Source organism: Reyranella sp. (assembly GCF_052439685.1).
Classification (GTDB): Bacteria; Pseudomonadota; Alphaproteobacteria; order Reyranellales; family Reyranellaceae; genus Reyranella.
On record NZ_JBQVQG010000007.1, the window covers coordinates 42,750 to 62,840 of the forward strand.

At 65.5% G+C, this 20,091-nt stretch carries 19 protein-coding genes; 9 read left to right on the top strand and 10 right to left on the bottom strand.

The genetic code is table 11. From position 1 onward, the window contains the following. Positions 1 to 10 precede the first annotated feature (10 nt). Positions 11 to 853, bottom strand: coding sequence for a neuromedin U (locus tag ACT6UX_RS11415; RefSeq protein WP_444775269.1), 843 nt, complete (start codon positions 851 to 853; stop codon positions 11 to 13). Between the two features lie 393 nt (positions 854 to 1,246). Here ACT6UX_RS11415 and ACT6UX_RS11420 point away from each other — a divergent pair, with 393 nt between their 5' ends. Beyond that, positions 1,247 to 2,671: a sensor histidine kinase gene (locus ACT6UX_RS11420; protein ID WP_444775270.1), complete on the top strand. Its 1,425-nt coding sequence runs from the start codon at positions 1,247 to 1,249 to the stop codon at positions 2,669 to 2,671. Continuing rightward, positions 2,668 to 3,291 carry a response regulator transcription factor gene (locus ACT6UX_RS11425; protein ID WP_444775271.1) on the top strand — a complete coding sequence of 208 codons (624 nt, stop codon included), beginning with the start codon at positions 2,668 to 2,670 and terminating at the stop codon, positions 3,289 to 3,291. The genes ACT6UX_RS11420 and ACT6UX_RS11425 overlap by 4 nt, the downstream gene beginning before the upstream one ends. A 75-nt stretch (positions 3,292 to 3,366) precedes the next feature. Here ACT6UX_RS11425 and ACT6UX_RS11430 read toward each other — a convergent pair whose 3' ends face one another. Next, complete coding sequence (locus ACT6UX_RS11430; protein WP_444775272.1) at positions 3,367 to 4,974, bottom strand: GMC family oxidoreductase; 1,608 nt, start codon at positions 4,972 to 4,974, stop codon at positions 3,367 to 3,369. A 155-nt stretch (positions 4,975 to 5,129) separates the two neighbouring features. Here ACT6UX_RS11430 and ACT6UX_RS11435 point away from each other — a divergent pair, with 155 nt between their 5' ends. After that, positions 5,130 to 5,609, top strand: coding sequence for a MarR family winged helix-turn-helix transcriptional regulator (locus tag ACT6UX_RS11435; RefSeq protein ID WP_444775273.1), 480 nt, complete (start codon positions 5,130 to 5,132; stop codon positions 5,607 to 5,609). Positions 5,610 to 5,627: 18 nt separating this feature from the next. Here the strand turns inward: ACT6UX_RS11435 and ACT6UX_RS11440 are convergent, their stop codons facing one another. Further along, entirely contained in the window at positions 5,628 to 6,407 is a 780-nt protein-coding gene (locus ACT6UX_RS11440) for an SDR family oxidoreductase (protein WP_444775274.1), read from the bottom strand. Continuing rightward, entirely contained in the window at positions 6,404 to 6,727 is a 324-nt protein-coding gene (locus ACT6UX_RS11445) for a nuclear transport factor 2 family protein (RefSeq protein WP_444775275.1), read from the bottom strand. The genes ACT6UX_RS11440 and ACT6UX_RS11445 overlap by 4 nt, the downstream gene beginning before the upstream one ends. A 107-nt stretch (positions 6,728 to 6,834) precedes the next feature. On the opposite strand from ACT6UX_RS11445, the gene ACT6UX_RS11450 reads away from it, so the two are divergent. The 3 genes from ACT6UX_RS11450 to ACT6UX_RS11460 all read left to right on the top strand — a co-directional run bounded on the left by ACT6UX_RS11450 (position 6,835) and on the right by ACT6UX_RS11460 (position 9,694). Continuing rightward, positions 6,835 to 7,752 (top strand): LysR substrate-binding domain-containing protein, encoded by a 918-nt coding sequence (locus ACT6UX_RS11450; RefSeq protein ID WP_444775276.1) that lies wholly within the window; start codon positions 6,835 to 6,837, stop codon positions 7,750 to 7,752. A 274-nt stretch (positions 7,753 to 8,026) separates the two neighbouring features. Beyond that, a complete protein-coding gene (locus ACT6UX_RS11455) occupies positions 8,027 to 8,845 on the top strand; it encodes an efflux RND transporter periplasmic adaptor subunit (RefSeq protein WP_444775277.1) in 819 nt (272 codons plus the stop codon). 219 nt (positions 8,846 to 9,064) lie between these two features. Further along, positions 9,065 to 9,694 carry a MarC family protein gene (locus tag ACT6UX_RS11460; protein WP_444775278.1) on the top strand — a complete coding sequence of 210 codons (630 nt, stop codon included), beginning with the start codon at positions 9,065 to 9,067 and terminating at the stop codon, positions 9,692 to 9,694. 3 nt (positions 9,695 to 9,697) lie between these two features. On the opposite strand, the gene ACT6UX_RS11465 is transcribed toward ACT6UX_RS11460, so the two are convergent. From ACT6UX_RS11465 to ACT6UX_RS11490, 6 genes are all read right to left on the bottom strand, one after another. Then, entirely contained in the window at positions 9,698 to 11,824 is a 2,127-nt protein-coding gene (locus ACT6UX_RS11465; RefSeq protein WP_444775279.1) for an adenylate/guanylate cyclase domain-containing protein, read from the bottom strand. Between the two features lie 9 nt (positions 11,825 to 11,833). Then, entirely contained in the window at positions 11,834 to 12,568 is a 735-nt protein-coding gene (locus ACT6UX_RS11470) for an RraA family protein (RefSeq protein WP_444775280.1), read from the bottom strand. A gap of 85 nt (positions 12,569 to 12,653) precedes the next feature. After that, a complete protein-coding gene (locus tag ACT6UX_RS11475) occupies positions 12,654 to 13,583 on the bottom strand; it encodes a branched-chain amino acid ABC transporter permease (RefSeq protein ID WP_444775281.1) in 930 nt (309 codons plus the stop codon). After that, positions 13,580 to 14,461, bottom strand: coding sequence for a branched-chain amino acid ABC transporter permease (locus ACT6UX_RS11480; protein ID WP_444775282.1), 882 nt, complete (start codon positions 14,459 to 14,461; stop codon positions 13,580 to 13,582). The genes ACT6UX_RS11475 and ACT6UX_RS11480 overlap by 4 nt, the downstream gene beginning before the upstream one ends. A 7-nt stretch (positions 14,462 to 14,468) precedes the next feature. Further along, positions 14,469 to 15,173, bottom strand: a complete 705-nt coding sequence (locus ACT6UX_RS11485) for an ABC transporter ATP-binding protein (RefSeq protein ID WP_444775283.1) — start codon at positions 15,171 to 15,173, stop codon at positions 14,469 to 14,471. Continuing rightward, positions 15,166 to 15,924, bottom strand: a complete 759-nt coding sequence (locus ACT6UX_RS11490) for an ABC transporter ATP-binding protein (protein ID WP_444775284.1) — start codon at positions 15,922 to 15,924, stop codon at positions 15,166 to 15,168. Before ACT6UX_RS11490 ends, ACT6UX_RS11485 begins: the two co-directional genes overlap by 8 nt. A 194-nt stretch (positions 15,925 to 16,118) precedes the next feature. Between ACT6UX_RS11490 and ACT6UX_RS11495 the strand changes: the two genes are divergently transcribed. The 3 genes from ACT6UX_RS11495 (at position 16,119) to ACT6UX_RS11505 (ending at position 20,088) form a co-directional block, all read left to right on the top strand. Beyond that, a complete protein-coding gene (locus ACT6UX_RS11495; protein ID WP_444775478.1) occupies positions 16,119 to 17,276 on the top strand; it encodes an ABC transporter substrate-binding protein in 1,158 nt (385 codons plus the stop codon). 160 nt (positions 17,277 to 17,436) lie between these two features. Beyond that, on the top strand, positions 17,437 to 18,726 hold the full coding sequence (locus ACT6UX_RS11500; RefSeq protein ID WP_444775285.1) for an MFS transporter: 1,290 nt from the start codon (positions 17,437 to 17,439) through the stop codon (positions 18,724 to 18,726). Positions 18,727 to 18,795: 69 nt separating this feature from the next. Continuing rightward, positions 18,796 to 20,088, top strand: coding sequence for an MFS transporter (locus ACT6UX_RS11505; RefSeq protein ID WP_444775286.1), 1,293 nt, complete (start codon positions 18,796 to 18,798; stop codon positions 20,086 to 20,088). Positions 20,089 to 20,091: the final 3 nt, after the last annotated feature.

The following is a 20,091-nucleotide window of genomic DNA, read 5'->3' on the forward strand; positions in this document are numbered from 1 at the left end:
CGCCGACTGGTCATTTCGGGAACAGCAGGCTGATCTGCGCCCGGATCTGCCAATTCGGTCCGTAGTCGGGGCGCACGACGTTGTAGTAGCCCGAGACCTGCGCGTTGATCGGCTGGCTGCCGAGGTGGAACACCGTGCCGCCACCGCCGCCCAGCGGCAGCGTCAGCTGCTGGTTGACCGGCGCTCTCCAGGCCATCGTCACGATCGGCGAGAAGGTCAGGTAGTAGCCACCCGTGAAGTTGTAGTTGACGAACGGCTGGACGGTACTGTTGGTGTAGGCGGGCGCCTGCGGCGCCGTCGAAAGCGACCACAGCGTGTTGACCAGCGCACCGGCCACCCAGGGCGAATCGGACGAGACGTGGAGCAACACGACTGAGGGCCCCAGGCCGAGATTGTCGTTGCCGAGCGTTGCCGCGGTGTGGGTCGGGAACTGGATGATGGGGCCGACACCCCACACCCACTTCGAAGGCGCGGCCGGCGACAGGAAGGGCGTGAACTGCAGGTCGCCCAGGCCGCCGACGGCGCCCACGCGCGGACCGAGCGAGGGGTTCGCCACGATCGGCAGGATGCTGCGGGTGATGACGTTGAATTCCGGCGACACGTTGAACGGCACGACCGGCTGGAAGTTCATGATGTTCTGGACGCCGCGATCAGGCCCGTAGTTCAGGTTGGTGTTGTTCTGGAACGGCACGCTGATCATGTTGGCGACGGGATTCTGGACCTGTTTGGCCAGGCCCTCGTTGCTGGCACCGCCGGCGAACGCGTCGACGTTCGAGAGCACGACGCTACCCACGATCGCGGCGGCCGCCGCCAGCCGAATGAGTCCTGCCCGTCGAGCGATCATCTTGGGCAACGGCGTAACTGATCCTATTCAGCGCCGCTACGTACCTAAGTACAGTCACTAAAGCCGAATTGGTTCTACTTTATCGGTAGCGGATCAAGATCCGTTTGACCTGCTGCCTGCAGACGAGACCATTCCGAGCATTAAAGGTCCGGCCATTTGATGCTTGAGCTGGAGGGTGAGATCATCAGGAAGAAATACATGCTAGAGCAAACGATCGAGATTGTGCCCGGACCTGATTCAGCGTGACCAAGAGAAAAGCCCGGAGCAATCCCACGAGTCGTTTTGCCCCTAGGAGTGCATCGACTATCGATGGCGACGACGGCATGGCAGGCTGAAGGTGCAAGGCAAACAATCCCGACAGGATTGTCCATGGCTCAACGGGCGGCAATGGGGGCGAGCCGAATGACGCTCGATCCGTTCGTGACGATCCTCGTCATGTATGGCTTCGTCATGAGTGGGACGATATGCGTCCTGTTCTGGGCGTTCAAAGACAGCTTCAACCTGTCTGGTCGCCTGTTCCTGTTCTCGGAAGTTCTCCGAATTCCGACGATCATCACGATCGCCGTCGTTCACGCGGCGCCGGATCTCAAGACAGGCCTCGCATACTTCATCGGCAACAGCTTCTTCTACTCCTCGGAACTGACTTTTGTTTTCAGCCTCCATGCCCTTCCGCGCAACCAGGGCAGCAGGATCTACCCGAAACTCCTACTCGTCATATTCGTCCTCACGGCCCTGATTGAAATCGTCCGGCTTTACGACGACTTCCTGCCGGTACAGCTCTACGCGATCGTTCTCGCCACGATATCGTCTTCCGCAATCTGGGTCTGCATGACGACGGAGGACGATCAACTTCGCCGGGCGCCGTTCTGGAGAATCCTGACCTGCATCGAGGCGACGCTCCTGGCTCTTGCGCTATTCCGCATCGTCGTCCAGATCAGCGGTACCGCCCTGACCCCGATGCGGGACGGCTCGCAAAATCTCATCCTGCTGGCGGTCTGGCTGGCGTTGTTGGTGTTCCGGTACGTTTGCTACCAGTCGATCTGGATGACCTGGAACACGCCGCACGCGGAAGAGAATCGCTTCAACAGGACGCTCTTGAGTTCCTTGCGGGAGCGCGATCTTCTCCTGCAGAAGCTGGTTGCCTCCAACCGGCGCGCCAGCGTCAGTGCCCTGGCAAGCTCGCTCGCCCACCAGCTCAGCCAGCCGCTGACCGGGGCGGCCCTGCAAGCCGAGGCCGTGAAGCAGAAGCTGATCGATTCCCGGGAGGGCGGCGACGCCCTGCCGGGAGTCGAGAAGGTTACCGACATCCTCGGTCACCTCCTGGGTGTCGTCCGCAACCTGCGATCCTTGTTTGGCGCGCGGGATGATGGGTTCCAGGAACTGATGCTCGGACCGCTGTGCGACGAGGTCATCAAGCTCGTCCAATTCTCATCGAAGGCCGACGGCGTGACCATCGCGATCAAGGGGCGCATCGCCATTCCCATTCTCGGCAACCCCATCCAGATCCAGCAAGTCCTCGTCAATCTTATCGACAATGCGATCGAGGCCGGCGGCAACACCTCGAACAGAACGATCGAACTGGAATTCTCCGAACGGCCCGGACGAGCGGCGCTTGCCGTGCGCGACTACGGTCCCGGCTTTTCGCCGGAAGTGCTTGAGAACCTGTTCGACCTGTTTCGGACAACGAGGGAAAGCGGCACGGGTATCGGCTTGTGGCTGTGCCGACAGATCGTTGAGAAGCACAAGGGCACGATCTCGGCGTTCAATCACTTGGACGGGGGTGCCTGCGTACGCGTGGAATTCCCGGCAGCAGGAATGCCCACATGACGCGACGACTCATCGTCGTCATCGACGATGACGCCAATATGCGGGATGGGCTCGAGGCCTTTCTGTCGCGAGAGTTCGATGTCCGGTGCTTTGCCTCGGCGAAAGCCTTCCTGACAGCCCGCGAAAGCGTGGCGCGTCCGCATTGCATCCTGCTCGATCTTCGAATGCCGGAAATGGATGGATTGGCCCTGCAGGAAGCGCTCAGGGGTTCCGCCCCTCGTCCGCCCATCATTTTCATGAGTGGCGACGCCGACAAGTCGGACATCATCGAGGCCTGGCGCGGCGGCGCCGCCAACTTCATCCTCAAGCCCTTCTCGGCGGATGAAATCCGGGAAAGCATCCAGGCGCTTTGGGAGCGCGCTACCGTTGTCGAACCGACTCACAGCCCGGACCTCCCGATCACCCGGCGGGAAGCACAGGTCCTGCTGCTGCTGGGACAAGGCCTTCAGCAGAGCGAGGCCGCCGAAAAGCTCGGCCTGTCGTTGCGGACGATCAAGATGTACCGGTCTTTCCTGAGGGACAAGCTGAAGCTGAAATCGCCGATCGAGATCGGCCGCTTCTATGACCAGCATCGAGGTACAATCGCGCAAATAGCTGGCAGTCAGGGACCTGAAGTCTGATGAATCCTCTTGCCCGTCGCGATCGGGCCTGGGGAGGACGTCGGAGCCCCCTGCGGGGCCCCGACGATTGACGGGTCAGAGACCGTGGTCCTCCCGCATCATCCCGGCGGCGCGTTCGCCGATGATGGCGCAGGGGGCCTGTGTGTTGCCGGTGGTGACCCGCGGCATGATCGAGCCGTCGGCCACCCGCAGCCCGCTGACGCCGTAGACGCGAAGCGTGGCGTCCACGACCGACAGGTCGTCCCGGCCCATCCTGGCGGTGCCGCTCTGGTGCCAGTAGGTGACCGCTGCGTCGCGGACGTAGGCGTCGAGCTCGTCGCCCTTCAGATCGCCCGGCATGGCTTCGCCGCTGACGAAGGGACGAAAGGCCCGGGCGTTGCCGAGGGCGCGGCAGATCTCCACGCACGACGAGGCGGTCGTCATGTCCCTGCGGTCCGACAGGAAGTTCGCGTCGATCGCCAGCGCCGCGGTCGGATCGGCGCTCTGAAGCCGCAGGCGGCCCCGGCTCTCCGGATGGGCGAGCCCTGCGAACATCGTCCAGCCGTGCTCGGGCACGCCGCGCAATGCGGTGCGTTCGCTCGGCACAGGGAACTCGACCTGGCAGAACAGCAGATCGGGCGCGTCCAGGTCGGGCCGGCTCTTCCAGTACATCGTCGCTTCGCTGCCGCTGTTCCGGGGCGCCAGAGGCTCCGAGAGGGCCCAGGTACAGCCGACGGAAACATGGTCCTGCAGGTTGCGCCCGACGCCCGGCAAGTTCTGCACGACCGGGATGCCGAAGCGCTCCAACTCCTGTCGCTCGCCGATCCCGGAATGCATCAGGACCTTCGGAGTCTGTAGGGCGCCCAGCGACAGCACGACTTCCGTCCGTGCGCCGATGATCATCGTCCGCCCCCCGTGCGAGAGTTCGACCCCGGTCGCCCGCGTGCCCTGGAAGACCACGCGTTGAACGAGCGCTCCGGGGAGCACGGTCAGGTTCGGGCGATCGAGCCACGGATGGACGTAGGCGCGGTACAGCGACTGGCGCCGTCCGTCGCGCACCAGCATGTCGGTGATCGCGGCACCGCCCTCCTGCTCCATCATGCGTCCGTTCGGATGGTCGAAGACGGGGATGTCGAGTTCACGCGCCGCGTCGAGCATCGCGAGCGCGAGCGGGCTCGGCGCGGAAGCGGGCTGCACCCAGACCGGCCCTCCGGTGCCGCGATACGCGGGGTCGGGAGTGCCCTGCCAGTCCTCGATGCGGCGATAGATCTCCAGCACGTTCTCGTAGCCCCAGCGCGCATCGCCCGCCTCCGACGCGAAGAACTCCCAGTCGCTCCTATGTCCACGGGCCCAGACCATCACGTTGATGCTCGACCCGCCGCCCAGCCCTTTGCCCATCGACATGGGGATCCTGCGTCCGTTGAGATGGGGATTGGGTTCGGCCTGGAATCCCCAGTCCCGATCGCTGCCGAGATTGGTGGGCCACAAGGCCGGATTCAGGACGGATTCGGCATCGTCGCTGCCGCCCGCCTCGAGCAGCAGGACCTGAACGGCGGCATTCTCGGCCAGCCGCCGCGCGATCACCGACCCGGAAGAGCCGGCGCCGCACACGATGAAGTCATAGCTGGGGCGAAGCGCCGCCGTCAGCCGCGCCTGGTTCTCCCGCCCGCGCCGGGCGGAGTCTGAAACAGCGTTGTCGTTCATGAGTCTGCTCCTGAGGTTAATATATCGCAGTATTTGTTATTGCGATATAGGTCAGATGGTATCGGCGGCCAACCACGTCAACCGAAACAATTATCGCGATATGATTTTACCGGTTAAACTCCGGGCGATGGCCCCGACGAGGGCAGGAGGCGAACGTGAAAAAGCCGAAGAACGGGACCGGCGGGCCGGTCCCTCTCCAGGACCAGCTCTGCTACTCGATCTATTCCGCGAACATGGCGATCCAGCGCGCCTACAAACCCCTCCTGGACGAGCTCGGACTGACCTATCCCCAGTATCTCGTGCTCAACGTTCTCTGGAGCGAGGACCGCCGACCCGTCGGCATCATCGCCGACCAGCTCGGACTCGAATCGAGCACGCTGACGCCGCTGCTGAAGCGGCTCGAGGAGGCAGGGCTGGTGCGCCGCACCCGCAACGCCGAGAACGAGCGGCAGGTGTTGGTGGAACTGACCGAACCGGGCCGGGCGTTGCGCGCCCGGGCCGGCTGCCTGGGCGAGGCGTTGCTTTCGGTTTCCGGAGAGACCGCGTCGCGACTGGCGGCCCTCAACACTCATGTCCGGCGCCTGCGCGACGCCATCTATGCCAGGATCGGAGGCTGGAACCTCTCGGGCCGATAGGAGCATCACGCTCTCCTCTCACGCGGTCGGTATCGTGCCGCCGTCGATCACAAACTCGGAGCCAGTGATGGTCGCGGCGCGATCCGAGGCGAGGAAGGCGATGAGGTTCGCGACCTCTTCCGGGCTCGAGGGCCGGCCGATCGGAATGCCGCCCAGCGCCTGCATCACGATCTCCCGGCCGCCCGCGCGATCGACACCGGCTTCCTTTGCGATCCGGTCCGTGAGCCGGACAGCGGCTTCCGTCTCGATCCAGCCCGGCTGCACGCGCACGACGCGCACACCCTGGGGGGAGACCTCCTTCGAGAGGCTCTTGCTGTAGGTCGACAGCGCCGCCTTGGCCGCGGCATAGGCCGTCGTCGCCCCCGGCAGCGGCAGCCGGCTCTGGATCGAGCCGACATGGATGACGACGCCGCGGCCGCGCTCGATCATGCCGGGCACGAGGGCACGATCCAGTCGCACGGCCGGCATCAGGTTGAGGTCGAGCTCCCGGGTCCATTCGGCGTCGCCCAGCGCCGCGAAGCCGCCGGCCGGCGCCGAAGAACCGCCGAGCATGTGGACGAGGATATCGATATCGCCGAGCCGTTCGCTCGCTGCTGCGGCAAGCTGGGCGCAGCCCTCCGCGGTCGTGAGGTCGGCCGCGACGAACAGCGACTCCGGCAAAGCGTCGGGTCGCGATCGCGCGGTCGTGAGGACGCGCGCGCCGAGTTGCCGGAAGAGCGCGACCGTCGCTGCGCCCGCACCGCGGGTGCCCGACGTGACCAGGACGGTCCTGTCTTCGAGAGCGAGAAAGCCGCTCATGCCCCGATCCTCAGCGCCGCGATCCGTGCGTCTGCAACCCGGAAAGCGAAGGTGAGCATCGCCGGGCTCCCTGCGAAGTCTCCGCTCACCCGGGCGCGAACGAGGGTCAGCCCCTCCTCCTCCTTGACCTCGCATGGCTCCGCCGTATGGCGATACTGCGCCTTGGCGGCACGCCACCACGCCGCGATGGCGGCATGGCCGACATGCGTCCGGCCTTCGTCGGCAACGACGGCATCAGCCGCGAAGGCACCCAGCGGCGCGGCGTCGGCACCGGCCTTGTCGGCCTCGAAGTAGGTCTCCAGCGGTGCGGGCAGCTTCATGGTCTTTCCCTCCTGAATGTGTCGACAGCCTGCGATGTACGCGTGGACAGGCATCCCGATAAGAGGGACAAATCGGGACGCCTTGTCCCGTAATTACGGATAATCTGATGTCCCGCCTCCTGCTCAATGAACTCGACGCCGTGGTCGCAATTGCCCGCGCGGGATCGTTCCGCGCCGCCGCGCAAGGGCTCGGCATGTCGACGACGGGGCTGAGCAATGCCGTGGCGAAACTGGAGGCGCGCGTGGGCGTGCGCCTCTTCAACAGGACGACGCGCAGCGTTTCCCTGACCGATGCAGGCCGCGCCTTCGTCGAACAGGTGAGCCCGGCCTTGCGGGACATTCATGGCGCGCTCGACACCGCCCGCTCCCGGCAGGCAACCCCTTCCGGGACGCTGCGCATCAATGCCTTCGCCGCCGGCGCCCGGGAGATCATCTCCCCGCTCGTTCTCGAGTTTCTGCGCCGGCACCGCGAGGTGCACGTCGATCTCGTGACCGAGGGCCGCCTCGTCGACATCGTCGCCGACGGCTTCGATCTTGGCCTGCGCCGGGCGGACCTCGTGCCCGCCGACATGATCGCCGTGCCCCTCGGCCGGCCGCAGCGCCATGCCGTCGTCGCCTCGCCCGCCTATTTCAAGCAGCATGGAAAGCCGCGCGTGCCGACGGATCTCGCGCGGCATCCCTGCATCCGGACCCGTCTGCCCAACGGGGCGATGTTCAGATGGCACTTCGAGAAGCGCGGCGAGACGGTCCAGATCGACGTGACGGGTCCGATCACGCTGGACGAAGCAAGCCTCGCGCGCGCCACTGTCCTGGAAGGTCTCGGTGTCGGCTACTTCCTCGAACAGGATGTGCGCGACGACATCGAAGACGGGCGCCTCGTACGTATCCTGGATGATTGGACGCCGCCCATCGCCGATCTCTGCCTCTACTATCCGGGCCGGCGCAACCCATCGGCAGCCCTCAAGGCCTTCATCGCGCTGGCCCGCGATCTCGGCAGGAAGAAGAGGGGGCGCGAAGCGGGCTGATCGTTCGCATTAAACCAAGGTATGGGCCGGCGACACGAACGCGCAGGACCGTCAACCCTTCGGGCGATGCACATCCCATCGCCGAATGCGGTACGCAGCTTCATCCCGTCATCGAGAGGGCTGCACGATGTGTCTGAAGAATCTCCGTCGCTTCGCACGCAAGACCGGGGGACTACAGGTCGCGGCGTTCGCTCTGGCTTGCACTGTCGCCGTGACCGGCCCCACTCGAGCGCAAGTGCCAACCGCACACTTCGGGGAGCCAAACGCGGCTCCAATGCCCGTCTTCACGGCGTCGGCGGCCCGGCGGACCGTTCCAATCTATCTGAAGAGCGTCGGCACGGCCGTCGCCAGCAAGACCACCGTCGTTCGGAGCCCGGTCGGCGGCAAACTCACGGAGATCGACTTCACGGCGGGGCAACGGGTACTGGCAGGCGATCTGCTCGCGCGTGTAGCGGGGCCTCGGGCGGAGCGGGACGTCACCGACATTCGCGCGCCCGCGTCGGGCCGGGTGGGAGGAGCGCCCCGACATGTGGGAGACATGGTTTCTCCCGGGGACGAGACAGGCATCGTCACCATCAGCCGCATCGAACCCATTTCGGTCGTCTTCGCCCTGCCGGAGACGATGCTTCGCGCCGTCCGGGAGAAGCTGCTCCTCGGCAACCTTCCGGTAAGGGCCTATGGCGACGACAAGGTGCAAGCCCTCGCCGAAGGTCACCTGCGCCGCGGCGACCAGGAAAGCCAACAGGGGGCGGGTAAGGGAGAATTGGTGGCGACGTTCCCGAATACGGATCACGCATTGTCGCCCGGCATGCGGGTCGAAATGCTGGTTCCGGCAAATGCGACACGAACCGCCCTTGCCATACCTCTGGCCGCAGTCCGGCGATCCACCGCCGGCTACTACACCTACATGGTCACGAGGAGCGAAACGGCTCACGTCCGCCCGCTCAGCCTGGGAACCGTCACCGATGATCTCGTGGTCGTCCGCGAGGGACTGTCGCCCGGCGACGTGATCGTGACAGACGGCCAGGAGCAACTGACCGAGGGAAGCCGCGTCGCGATCGTCGAGGGTCCGTCACCCGGAACATCGGAGTGACCAACAGGCTGGCAGTATGCAGTCCGCACCGTCGCCAAGGCTCTGCCCGTTCGGGAGCGCTTTTGCGCTTCTTGATTGGGAGCGCGTGACCTAGACTCGTTCAACTACGTTGCAGGCGGTTCACCCGGCAGGAGCCCGAGCGTTCTCGAGGGCAGTGATCGCTATTCGATCCTCAGCGAAACCCTCGCCTTCGGCGGGGCAACAGCAAAGGGCACCCTCGTGGCTCCAGCATTCATCAACCACTTCTTCTACGAATTTGTCACCTTGTTCGTGATCCTGGATCCGGTCGCCACCGTGCCCATCTTCCTCATGGTCACCGGCGGACTGCCGAGGCGGCAGGCGTTACTGGTCGCGGCCTATGCGGTGGGTGTTGCGTTCCTGATCATGCTCTTCTTCATCGTGGTCGGCCGGCCGCTCCTGGCGGCGCTCCACATACCGATGGCCTCGTTTCAACTCGCCGGCTCTCTGGTCCTGCTGCTGTTCGGTCTCAAGATGGTCCTCGGCAAGGTGGGCGAGGATGCGGCGGCCATGCCGGCCGACGCGACACCCTTGCAGCGCGCCGTCTTTCCATTGGCCGTTCCCGGCATCGCCGGCGCCGGCGCGATCCTCACAGTCGTCCTGCTGACCGACAACGATGTGCGTTCGTTCGGCGAGCAGGTGACGACGACGGCGATCCTGGCGCTCTGCCTCTGCCTTCTCTTCGCGTCCTATGCCCTGGCAGGCACCCTGTTCCGCCTGCTCGGCAAACCCGGCATCGAGATCGTGAGCCGGGTCTTCGGCCTCATCCTGTCGAGCATCGCCGTCACCGGCCTCGTCATCGCCATCAAACTGAGCTTCGGCCTGAATTGACCCTCAGAGCCTCAGGACCCAGGCTTCGACGTTGCCCTTGCCCTTGACCTCGATCTCGCCGCGCGCCTCGAAGACGAACTGGTCCTTGAGCTTCTCGTAGACCGGCCGCGTGACCTGCACCGAGTCGGGAATGCCGCCGGACTCCATGCGACTCGCCAGGTTCACGGTGTCGCCCCAGAGGTCGTAGATGTACTTGCTCTTGCCGATGACGCCGGCCACGACGGGTCCGCTGTTGATGCCGACGCGCAGCTTCATCGACACGCCATGCTCCATCGCGTGCTCGCGCGTGATGTGCACCATGCGGATCGCCATGCGCACCATCCGTTCGGCATGGTTGGGCACCGGCACCGGCAGGCCACACACCGCCATGTAGGCGTCGCCCACCGTCTTGATCTTCTCGATGCCGAGCTCGCTGGCCGCGACGTCGAAGCGGGTGAACAGGCCGTTCAGCAGGGTGACCACCTCGGCCGGCGGCATTTCCGAGGACAGCTGCGTGAACCCCACGAGGTCAGCAAAGGCGACCGTCACTTCAGCGAAGCCGTCGGCGATGCCCTTCTCCCCCCCGCGCAGGCGGTTGGCGATCGGGGCCGGCAGCACGTTGAGAAGCAGTTCCTCGTTCTCGCGGTTCTTCGTTTCGATGACGACGTTCTTCTGGTTGATGTCGTCGATCATGCCGTTGAAGGCGAGGCAGAGCTGGCCGATCTCGTCGCGCGTCCGCACGGTCACATGGGCATCGTGGTCGCCGGCCGCGAAGCGGCGCACACCGGCGGTGAGTTCTCGCAACGGGCCGAGCAGCGAGCGCGACAGCCAGGCACCGGTCACGATCACCACAAAGAAAGCGATCGCGCCCACGATCAGGAGATCGCGCTCCAGACGGTAGACCGGTGCAAAGGCCTCGGCAGCGTCGATCTTGGCGACGATGCCCCACTTCACTCCGGAAATCCGGATCGGCCCCCATGAGGCGAGAGTCGGAACACCGCGATAGCCCATCACCTCACCCACGCCTTCGACGCCACCGATCGCGGCCCGCGTTGCGGCGGTGTCGGCATGCTGATGAAGGATGGGCGACCCGTATCGCTTGATCGCCGCCATTTCCGCTTCGGAGGCGCCACCGGCCTTCAATTCGGAGAAATAAAGGTCGGCATTCTCGAAGTAGTTGCGACCGCTCGACCGGACCAGGAAATCCGGTCCGACCAGGTAGGCCTCGCCCGTGGTCCCGAAACCCTCGTTGCGCCACCGACGGCCGCCGGTGACGATGGCATCGATCTCGTCGATCGCCAGTTCAGCGACCAGCACGCCGGTCACGACCCCGTGCTCGATCACCGGCGCCGCCATGAAGGCCGAAGGCAGGCCGTCCGACGGCAGGTAGGCGAAGAAATCCTCGAGGCACGTGGCCGACGGGTCGGGCGAGGTGGCGCACCGCGCCGCCGCCGCCGCCAGATTGGAATGACGATAGGGGCCGGCCCGCAAAGACGTAGCGAAATCGGGATCCTTGTCGACGGTGTAGATCAGTCGCCCGTTCCGCGGGTCGACGATCATGAAATCCTGGAAGCCCAGAGTCGCCCCGGCTGTCCGCATCAGCGGATGGTAGATCGCGTGGACCTTGCTGTAGGCGCTGCCGTCGCCCGGGTTATCGAGCAGATCGCGTCGTCCCTCGGGGTGGGGATTCTTGACGATGTACAGGTCCTGCAGGAAGTACGGCGCGGGCTTCATCGGCATGAACTCGTCCGCGCTCACGTCCTTGCCGAGGAGCTTGCGCACCATCGGCATGTACTGGCTGTCGTACCATCCGTGCACGGCCTGCTTCACGTTCTCGGGAACTTCCTTGCCGTCCAGCTCGTCGACGGCCTCGCGGAAGCCGCGCGTGGCGTCGACGACCATCTTCGAGGCAGCGAGCAGACGCACCTCGTTGCGTACGGTACGGAAGTAGGACTCGACCTGATGGGCCTTGGTCTCGCGCGCTGCGGTGAGCTGGGCGAAGATCGCCCGCTCCAGCGCCTCGCGCGCACGAATGTAGCCCAGGACGCCGGTGATCATGACCGCGACCGCGCCCAGCAGCAGCAGGATCGCGAACAGCTTGGCCGCCAGCCCCCAGCGGACGGGCCGTGGCTCGGCGACGGTCTCGGTCATGCCGCGTCTCTACCCCTTCTTCGCCCCGTAGGTCCCGCCGGAGTTGATCGCCCGGATCTCCGCCGCGCTCTTGGCCTTGCGCATCTTCTCGAGCTTCTCGGCTTCGTCGGCCAGCATCGCCTGGGCGTTCTTCAGCACCGCGCGCGCGTGCTGGGCGGGGAACTTCACCGCGCCGTTCTCGTCCATGTGGATCAGCTCGCCCGGCGCCACGTCCATGCCGCCGACCGACACGGGCGCATTGACCGACTGCACCGCCATCTCGCCATGGCCGGCCGTGACGCCGCCCAGCAGCATCTGGAATTTCATGCGGCGGATCGCGTCGACGTCGCGCGACGGGCCGTTGGACAGCAGGCCAACGCAGCCGACCGCCTGCATCGAGGTCGTCATCATCTCACCGGCGAGGCCCGCCTTGTTCATCAGTTCGGGCGGCCACTTCTGCTGGATGACCAGGATCGTCGGCTTATTCATGGCGTCGAGCGCATCGACCACGTCCATGAAAGTCAGCCGGCCGGCGAAGTTAGGGTCGGGCAGGCCGTACACGCAGGTCACTGCATAGCCGATGATGGCGCCCATCTCGGGATACATGCAGCGGATCGAGGTGTCGGTGTACCAGTTCTCGGTCCAGGGATTGTAGAGGCCGAGGCAGAGGGGATTCTTCGGATAGGTCGCGACCACGTTGGTGATGGTCGGCGTGTCGATCTTGCGCAGCTCGGCGAACAGCTGGTCTTCGGAAAGCTCGGTCATGACGATGGTTTCCCCCTGGGTACGGGCTCGTTCTTCGCGCGAATGCAGGCGGCGGGCAAGGCCCCGGCCGCCCCGGCTGCCCGGTTCATCGTGCCTGACGCCGCTTCCACCATTCCGCGAGCTCGCCGACGACGCCCTTGCGGAAGGCGAGCACGATGACGACGAAGATCGCGCCCTGGATCACCAGCACGAACTCGCCGGTGGCGGCGAGATAGTTCTGCATCGTGATGATGATGAAGGCGCCGACCACCGGACCGACGATGGTGCCGAGGCCGCCGACCAGCGCCATCAGCACGACCTCGCCCGACATCGCCGCGCTCACGTCCGTCAGGGTGGCGAACTGCAGCACCATGGCCTTGGTCGCCCCGGCGAGGCCCGCCAGCGACGCCGACAGCACGAAGGCCAGCAGCTTGTAGCGGTCGGCCTCGTAGCCCAGCGACTGCGCGCGCTGTTCGTTGTCGCGGATGGCCTTCAGCACCTGGCCGAACGGCGAGTGGATGATGCGGTAGATGGCGCAGTAGCCGAACACGAAGATCGCCAGCACGACATAATAGAGGACGCGGTCGTCCTTGGTCGGGATCAGCCCGCCCAGCAGCGCCTTGCGCGGAATACCCTGCAGCCCGTCCTCGCCGTGGGTGAACGGCGCCTGGACGCAGAGGAAGAAGACCATCTGCGCGAAGGCCAGCGTGATCATGGCGAAGTAGATGCCCTGGCGGCGGATCGCCAGCGCGCCCGTGACCAGCCCGACCAGGGCCGCCCCGCCCACGCCGGCCAGCAGGCCGAGTTCCGGCGGCAGGTCCCAGGCCTTCACGACATGGCCGAAGAAGTAGCCCGCCGTGCCGAAGAACATGGCATGGCCGAAGCTCATCAGCCCGACATAGCCCAGCAGCAGGTTGAAGGCGCAGGCGAACAGCGCGAAGCACAGCGCCGTCATCAGGAACACCGGATAGGCGAACCACGGCGCGGCCAGCGCCAGGGCGGCCAGGACGGCGACGAGGAGGCGTTGCGCGTTCATTTGGTCTGTCCGAACAGGCCGGCCGGCTTGACCAGCAGGACGAGCGCCATCACGACGAAGATCACCGTGTTGGAGGCCGGCGGATAGAACACCTTGGTCAGGCCCTCGACCAGGCCGAGGCCGAAGCCGGTCACGATCGAGCCCATGATCGAGCCCATGCCGCCGATCACCACGACCGCGAAGACGACCAGCACGAGGTTGACCCCCATCAGCGCCGAGACCTGCTGGATCGGCGCGGCGAGCACGCCGGCCAGCGCCGCCAGCGCCACGCCCAGCCCGTAGGTGAGCGTGATCAGCCGCGGCACGTTGATGCCGAAGGCCCGGACCAGGGTCGGGTTCTCGGTGGCCGCGCGCAGGTAGGCCCCGAGCTTGGTGCGCTCGATGCCGTACCAGGTGGCGAGGCAGATCACGAGCGCCGCCACCACGACGAAGGCGCGATAGGTCGGCAGGAACATGAAGCCGAGATTGAAGCCGCCGGGGATCGGGTTGGGATAGGGCGCACCGGAGGAGCCCCACTTCCACTGGAAGAGGCCCTCGATCACCAGCGCGAGGCCGAAGGTCAGCAGGAAGCCGTAGAGATGGTCGAGATGGTAGATGCGTTTCAGCATCAGCTTCTCGATCACGATGCCGAACAGGCCGACGATGACCGGGGCGACGACGAGAGACACCCAGAACGGCACGTCGAGCAGGCCGAGCAGCAGCCAGGCGGCGAAGGCGCCCATCATGTACTGCGCGCCGTGCGTGAAGTTGATGACGTTCAGCATGCCGAAGATCACGGCGAGGCCGAGGCTCAGCATGGCGTAGAAGGCGCCGTTGATCAGGCCGAGCAGGAGCTGGCCGAACAGTGCCTGGGGTGGAATGCCTAAAAGTTCGAACATGGCGGCCTCATACCCCCAGATAGGTTTGCAGCTTGCCGATGCTCTGCTGCACGTCGCCCGAGGCGACCGTGTCGATCACGCGACCGTCTTCCATCACGTAGTGGCGGTCCGCGACGGTGGCGGCAAAATGGAAGTTCTGCTCGACCAGCAGGATGGTGAAGCCGCGGCTCTTCAGCTGGCGGATGATCTCGCCGATACGCTGGACGATCACCGGGGCCAGGCCCTCGGTCGGCTCGTCGAGCAGCAGCAGGGTGGCGCCGGTGCGCAGGATGCGCCCGATGGCCAGCATCTGCTGCTCGCCGCCCGACAGTTTCGTGCCCTGGCTGGTCCGCCGCTCCAGCAGATTGGGGAAGAGCTTGTAGATCTCCTCGATGCTCAAGCCGCCGGGCTTGACGACCGGCGGCAGGCGCAGGTTCTCGTCGACGTTCAGGCTGGAGAAGATCCCCCGCTCCTCCGGGCAGTAGGCGATGCCCAGCCGCGCGATGTGATCCGACGGCAGGCCGATCGTCTCCCGGCCGTCGAAGGTGATCGAGCCGGTGCGCTTCCCCAGGATCCCCATGATCGACCGCAAGGTCGTCGTCTTGCCGGCGCCGTTGCGTCCCAGCAGGGTGACGAGCTCGCCGCGGCGGATCTCGAAGTCGACACCGTGCAGGATGTGCGATTCGCCGTACCAGGCCTGCAGGCCCGCGACTTTCAGCAGGGTCTCAGCCATGACCGGTTCCGACATAAGCCTCGATGACGGCGGGATGTTTGGACACCGTGGCATACGGTCCCTCGGCCAGAACCTCGCCGCGCGCCAGCACGGTGATCGTGTCGGAGAGGTCGGCGACCACGGACATGTTGTGCTCGACCATCAGGACGGTCCTATCCTTGGAAACGGTGCGGATCAGCTCGGCGATGCGCTTGATGTCTTCCTGGCCGAGGCCCGCCATCGGCTCGTCGAGCAGCATCATCTCGGGCTCGAGCGCCAGCGTCGTGGCAATCTCCAGCGCGCGCTTGCGGCCGTACGGAAGGTCGACGGCCTGCGCCTCCGCGAACTCGGCAAGACCCACGGCCTCCACCAGCTCCAACGCCCGCGCGTCGAGCCGGCCCAGCACGCTCTCGGAGCGCCAGAACTGGAAGGAGATGCCCAGCTTGCGCTGCAGGGCGACGCGGACGTTTTCACGCACACTGAGATGGGGAAACACCGCCGAGATCTGGAACGACCGGGCCAGTCCCATGCGCGCGATCGCCGCCGGCGAACTGCCGGTGATGTTGCGTCCGTTGAAGCGAATCTGGCCCGCCGTCGGCGACAGGAAGTGCGTCAGCAGGTTGAAGCACGTCGTCTTCCCCGCGCCATTGGGCCCGATCAACGCGTGAATCGTATGACGCCTCACGCGCAGATCCACGTTCTTGACCGCGATGAAGCCCTTGAACTCCTTCGTCAGCCCGGTCGCCTCGAGAATTATTTCTTCGTTGGCCATCGGCTCTCCCTGTCTCGCGAATAAATCGAAGCTTTGAGCCGCTGTCCAGCACTGGCGTCGCGTTCAACAGATGGATAGATTCCCGACCACTAGAAACGGGGAAAAACATTGGGAGGATTAAAACCGTGAAGTTCACAACCAGTATCAGGCACGCCGGAGCGGCGGCGGCCGTCGCCGGTCTTGCCGTCATCGGCATGGCCGCCTATGCCCAGGCCCAGGCGCCCCAGCCGCTGAAGATCGGCGTCATGGAAGGCTTTTCCGGCGTCTATGGCGACCTCACCCAGGGCGAGGTCGAGGCCATGCAGATGGCGATCGACGATTTCGGCGGAAAGGTGCTCGGTCGCCCGATCGAGATCCTGCAGGCCGACCACCAGACCAAGCCCGATGTCGGCGCCGCGATCGCCCGTAAGTGGTACGACGTCGACGGCGTGAAGATGATCACCGGCATCGGCACGTCCTCGGTGGCGCTGGCGGTGCGCAAGATTGCCCAGGAAAAGGGCATGATCGATATCAACACCGGTGCGGCTTCCGCCGACCTGACCGGTGCCGCCTGTTCGCCGACCGGCGCGCATTGGGTGTACGACACCTACGCGCTGGCGAAGGTGACCGGCGGCGCGGTCGTCAAGGACGGCGGCGATTCCTGGTACTTCCTCACCGCCGACTACGCGTTCGGTCATGCGCTCGAGCGTGACGTAACCGCGGTGGTGACGGCCGCCGGCGGCAAGGTCGTGGGCGGCGTCAGGCATCCGCTCAGCACGCAGGACTTCTCGTCCTTCCTGCTGCAGGCCCAGGCTTCGAAGGCCAAGGTCATCGGCCTCGCCAATGCAGGCCAGGACACGATCAACTCGATCAAGCAGGCCGGCGAGTTCGGCATCACCAAGGCCGGCCAGCGCCTTGCGGGTCTGCTGGTCTTCTCGACCGACGTGGCCGCCCTCACCCTGCCGGTGGCGCAGGGCCTGGTGCTCACGGAAGCCTTCTACTGGGATCTCAACGACGAGACCCGGGCCTGGACCAAGCGCTTCCGCGCCAAGAAGGACAAGATCCCCAGCATGCTGACGGTCGGCGTCTACAGCTCGACCCTGCACTATCTCAAGGCAGTGCAGGCTGCCGGCACCGACGAGCCGAAGGCGGTGATGGCGAAGATGCGGGAGATCCCCGTCAACGACGTCATGACCAAGAACGGCAAGCTGCGCGAGGACGGACGCCTGGAGCGCGACATGTACCTGTTCCAGGTCAAGACGCCGGCCGAGTCCAAGAGCAAGGACGACATCTACAAGCTGGTCGCCACGGTGCCCGGCAACGAGGCCTATCGTCCGATGAAGGATGGCAACTGCCCGTTCGTGAAGAAGTAGTCTCGGCGTATTGCGACCAACGGGAAGGGGCGCCGCGAGGCGCCCTTTTCTTTGTCTGGAGGAAGTGAGCGCGGGTCGAGGCCGCGAGCGAAGCACCTTTTCTTGACGCACCACGCTGCATCTCTTCTGATGCGTGAGGGGAGCAGGGGAGAAGCGTCGCGTGGCCGTTCAGGATCGGCCCCTGAAAGGGGCCTGGGGAATCACGTTCCTCATCTTTCTCTTCATGCTCGTGAACTTCGCGGACAAGATGGTCGTCGGCCTCGCCGCAAAGCCGATCATGGAGGAGCTCAAGCTCACCCCCGAGCAGTTCGGGCTGATCGGCTCCGCCTTCTTCTTCCTTTTTCCTTTCTCGGCGGTTCTGGTCGGCTTCCTCGCCAATCGCCTTCCGGCGCGAAACGCCTTGCTCGCGATGGCGATCTTCTGGTCGCTGCTGCAGTTCCCGATGCTGGGGCTGGTGAGCTTCGAGATGTTGCTGGCCTGTCGCATCCTGCTCGGCGCGACCGAAGGGCCGGCCGGCCCGGTGGCGACCCACGCGCTCTACAAGTGGTTTCCCGATTCGCTGCGCGCCGTCCCCACGGCGGTGGTGGCACAAGGCTCGGCGATCGGGGTCGTGGTGGCGGTGCCGGCGCTCAACTGGATCATCGTCCATCATTCCTGGCACTGGGCCTTCGGCGCGATCGGAATCGCAGGCCTGGCGTGGAGCGTCCTGTGGTTCCTGTTCGGCCGCGAAGGCACGCTCGTCGACCCGCCGGTCATGGGGGTCGTCGACGGTGAGAATGGCGTGCCCTACCGGGACCTCCTCACCTGCCCCACCATCATGGCGGCCTGCTGCACGGGCTTCGCGAGTTACTGGGGACTGGCGCTCGGCCTCACCTGGTTCACGCCTTATCTCGTCGACGGGCTGGGTTTCAGCCAGACGCTTGGCGGCAATCTCAGCGTCCTGCCGTGGATCGCCGGCCTGGTGGTGGTGCTGACCGGCGGCTGGATCTCACAGCGCCTGAAAGCAGGCGGCGCTTCGAGCCGGCTGTCTCGTGGCGTTCTTGCCTCGGTCGCGGTCATGGCCGGTGGCTGCATCCTGCCGTTCATCGGCCTCACGTCGGCACCCGACCTCAAGCTCGCGATCCTCGTCGCCGGTACCGCGATCGGCAGCACCATCTTCGTGGTCGTGCCTCTCGTGGTGAGCGAACTCACGCCGCAGCCGCAACGCGCAGCCATGCTCGCCATCGTGAACTCGATCATGACCCTGGGGGGTGTCGTCGCGCCTTTCGCAATGGGCGTGGTGGTACAGGACGCTTCCACGCGCCTCGCCGGCTACGACGACGGCTTCACCATCCTGGGTGGCCTGCTGCTGGCAAGCGGCCTCATCGGGCTGCTCTTCATTCGGCCTGAAGCTGATCGCCGGAGACTGGCCGCTCTTGCCGCGCGTCGCCGCACGCCCGTCATTCCTTGACGGAGCAGAGCGATCCCCTGTCAGATGCGGTGCGCGTCCGATCAACAGGACGCCGGGAGAAACGCCCAAGTGACCGTCCACGACCGCCCCCTCAAGGGGGCCTGGGGCATGACCGCCCTTCTGTTCCTGTTCATGCTGATCAATTTTGCCGACAAGGTCGTCGTCGGCCTGGCCGCGGTTCCCCTCAGCCGCGATCTCGGCCTGACACCCGAGCAGTTCGGTGACATCGGCTCGGCCTTCTTCCTGCTCTTCGCCGTCTCGGCGATCGTCGTCGGCTTCGTTTCAAACCGCGTGCAGACCAGGCACACACTGCTGGTCATGGCGATCATCTGGTCGATCGTGCAGTTTCCAATGCTGGGGATGGTGAGTGTCGAGACCCTGATCGTCTGCCGGATCGTTCTGGGCGCCGGCGAAGGCCCGGCCGGCCCCGTCGCGACCCACGCCATCTACAAATGGTTTCCCGACACGCTGCGCGGACTGCCGACAGCGGTGATCGCCCAGGGATCGGCGTTCGGCGTCATCATCGCCGTCCCCCTGCTCAACTGGATCATCGAGACCCACACCTGGCACTGGGCGTTCGGTGCGCTGGGCATCGCTGGCCTGGCCTGGACCGTCCTCTGGCTGATCTTCGGTCGCGAGGGTACCCTCGTCGATGCACCGGTGAGCACGAGCGGCGGCAATGAGCGCATACCCTACCGCTACCTCCTCACCTGCCCCACGATTCTTGCCGTCTGTGCCGCGGGCTTTGCGAGCTACTGGGGGCTGGCGCTGGGTCTCACCTGGTTCACGTCGTACCTCGTCGCCGGCCTCGGCTTCAGCCAGAAACTCGGCGGCAACCTCACCGTGCTGCCGTGGGTCTTCGGCGCCCTGGTCGTTCTCACGGGTGGCTACGTCTCCCAGCGGCTCAAGAGAAACGGAGTATCGAGCCGGGTCTGCCGTGGCATGCTGCCGTGTCTCGCGATCATCGCCGGCGGATGCGTCCTCCCCTTCGTCGGCGCCATGCCGACGGATGCACTCAAGATCGCCTTCCTGGTGTTCGGCTCCGCCATCGGCAGCACGATCTACGTCGTCCTGCCGATGATCATCAGCGAACTCACCCCGCACCCGCAGCGCGCCGCGATGCTGGCGATCACCAACTCGGTCGTGACCTTCGCCGGCATTCTCGCGCCCCGGATCATGGGATCGATGATCCAGAACGCGGCGACGCCGCTTGCCGGCTACGAACAGGGCTATGTCATTCTCGGTGGCCTGCTACTCGCCGGCGGCATCATCGGCCTGCTCTTCATTCGCCCGGAACGGGATCGCAAGCGGCTGGCGGCGCGCGCCGTCACCGCGCCGCCACTGCAGCCCGTGCGGGCCTGAGCC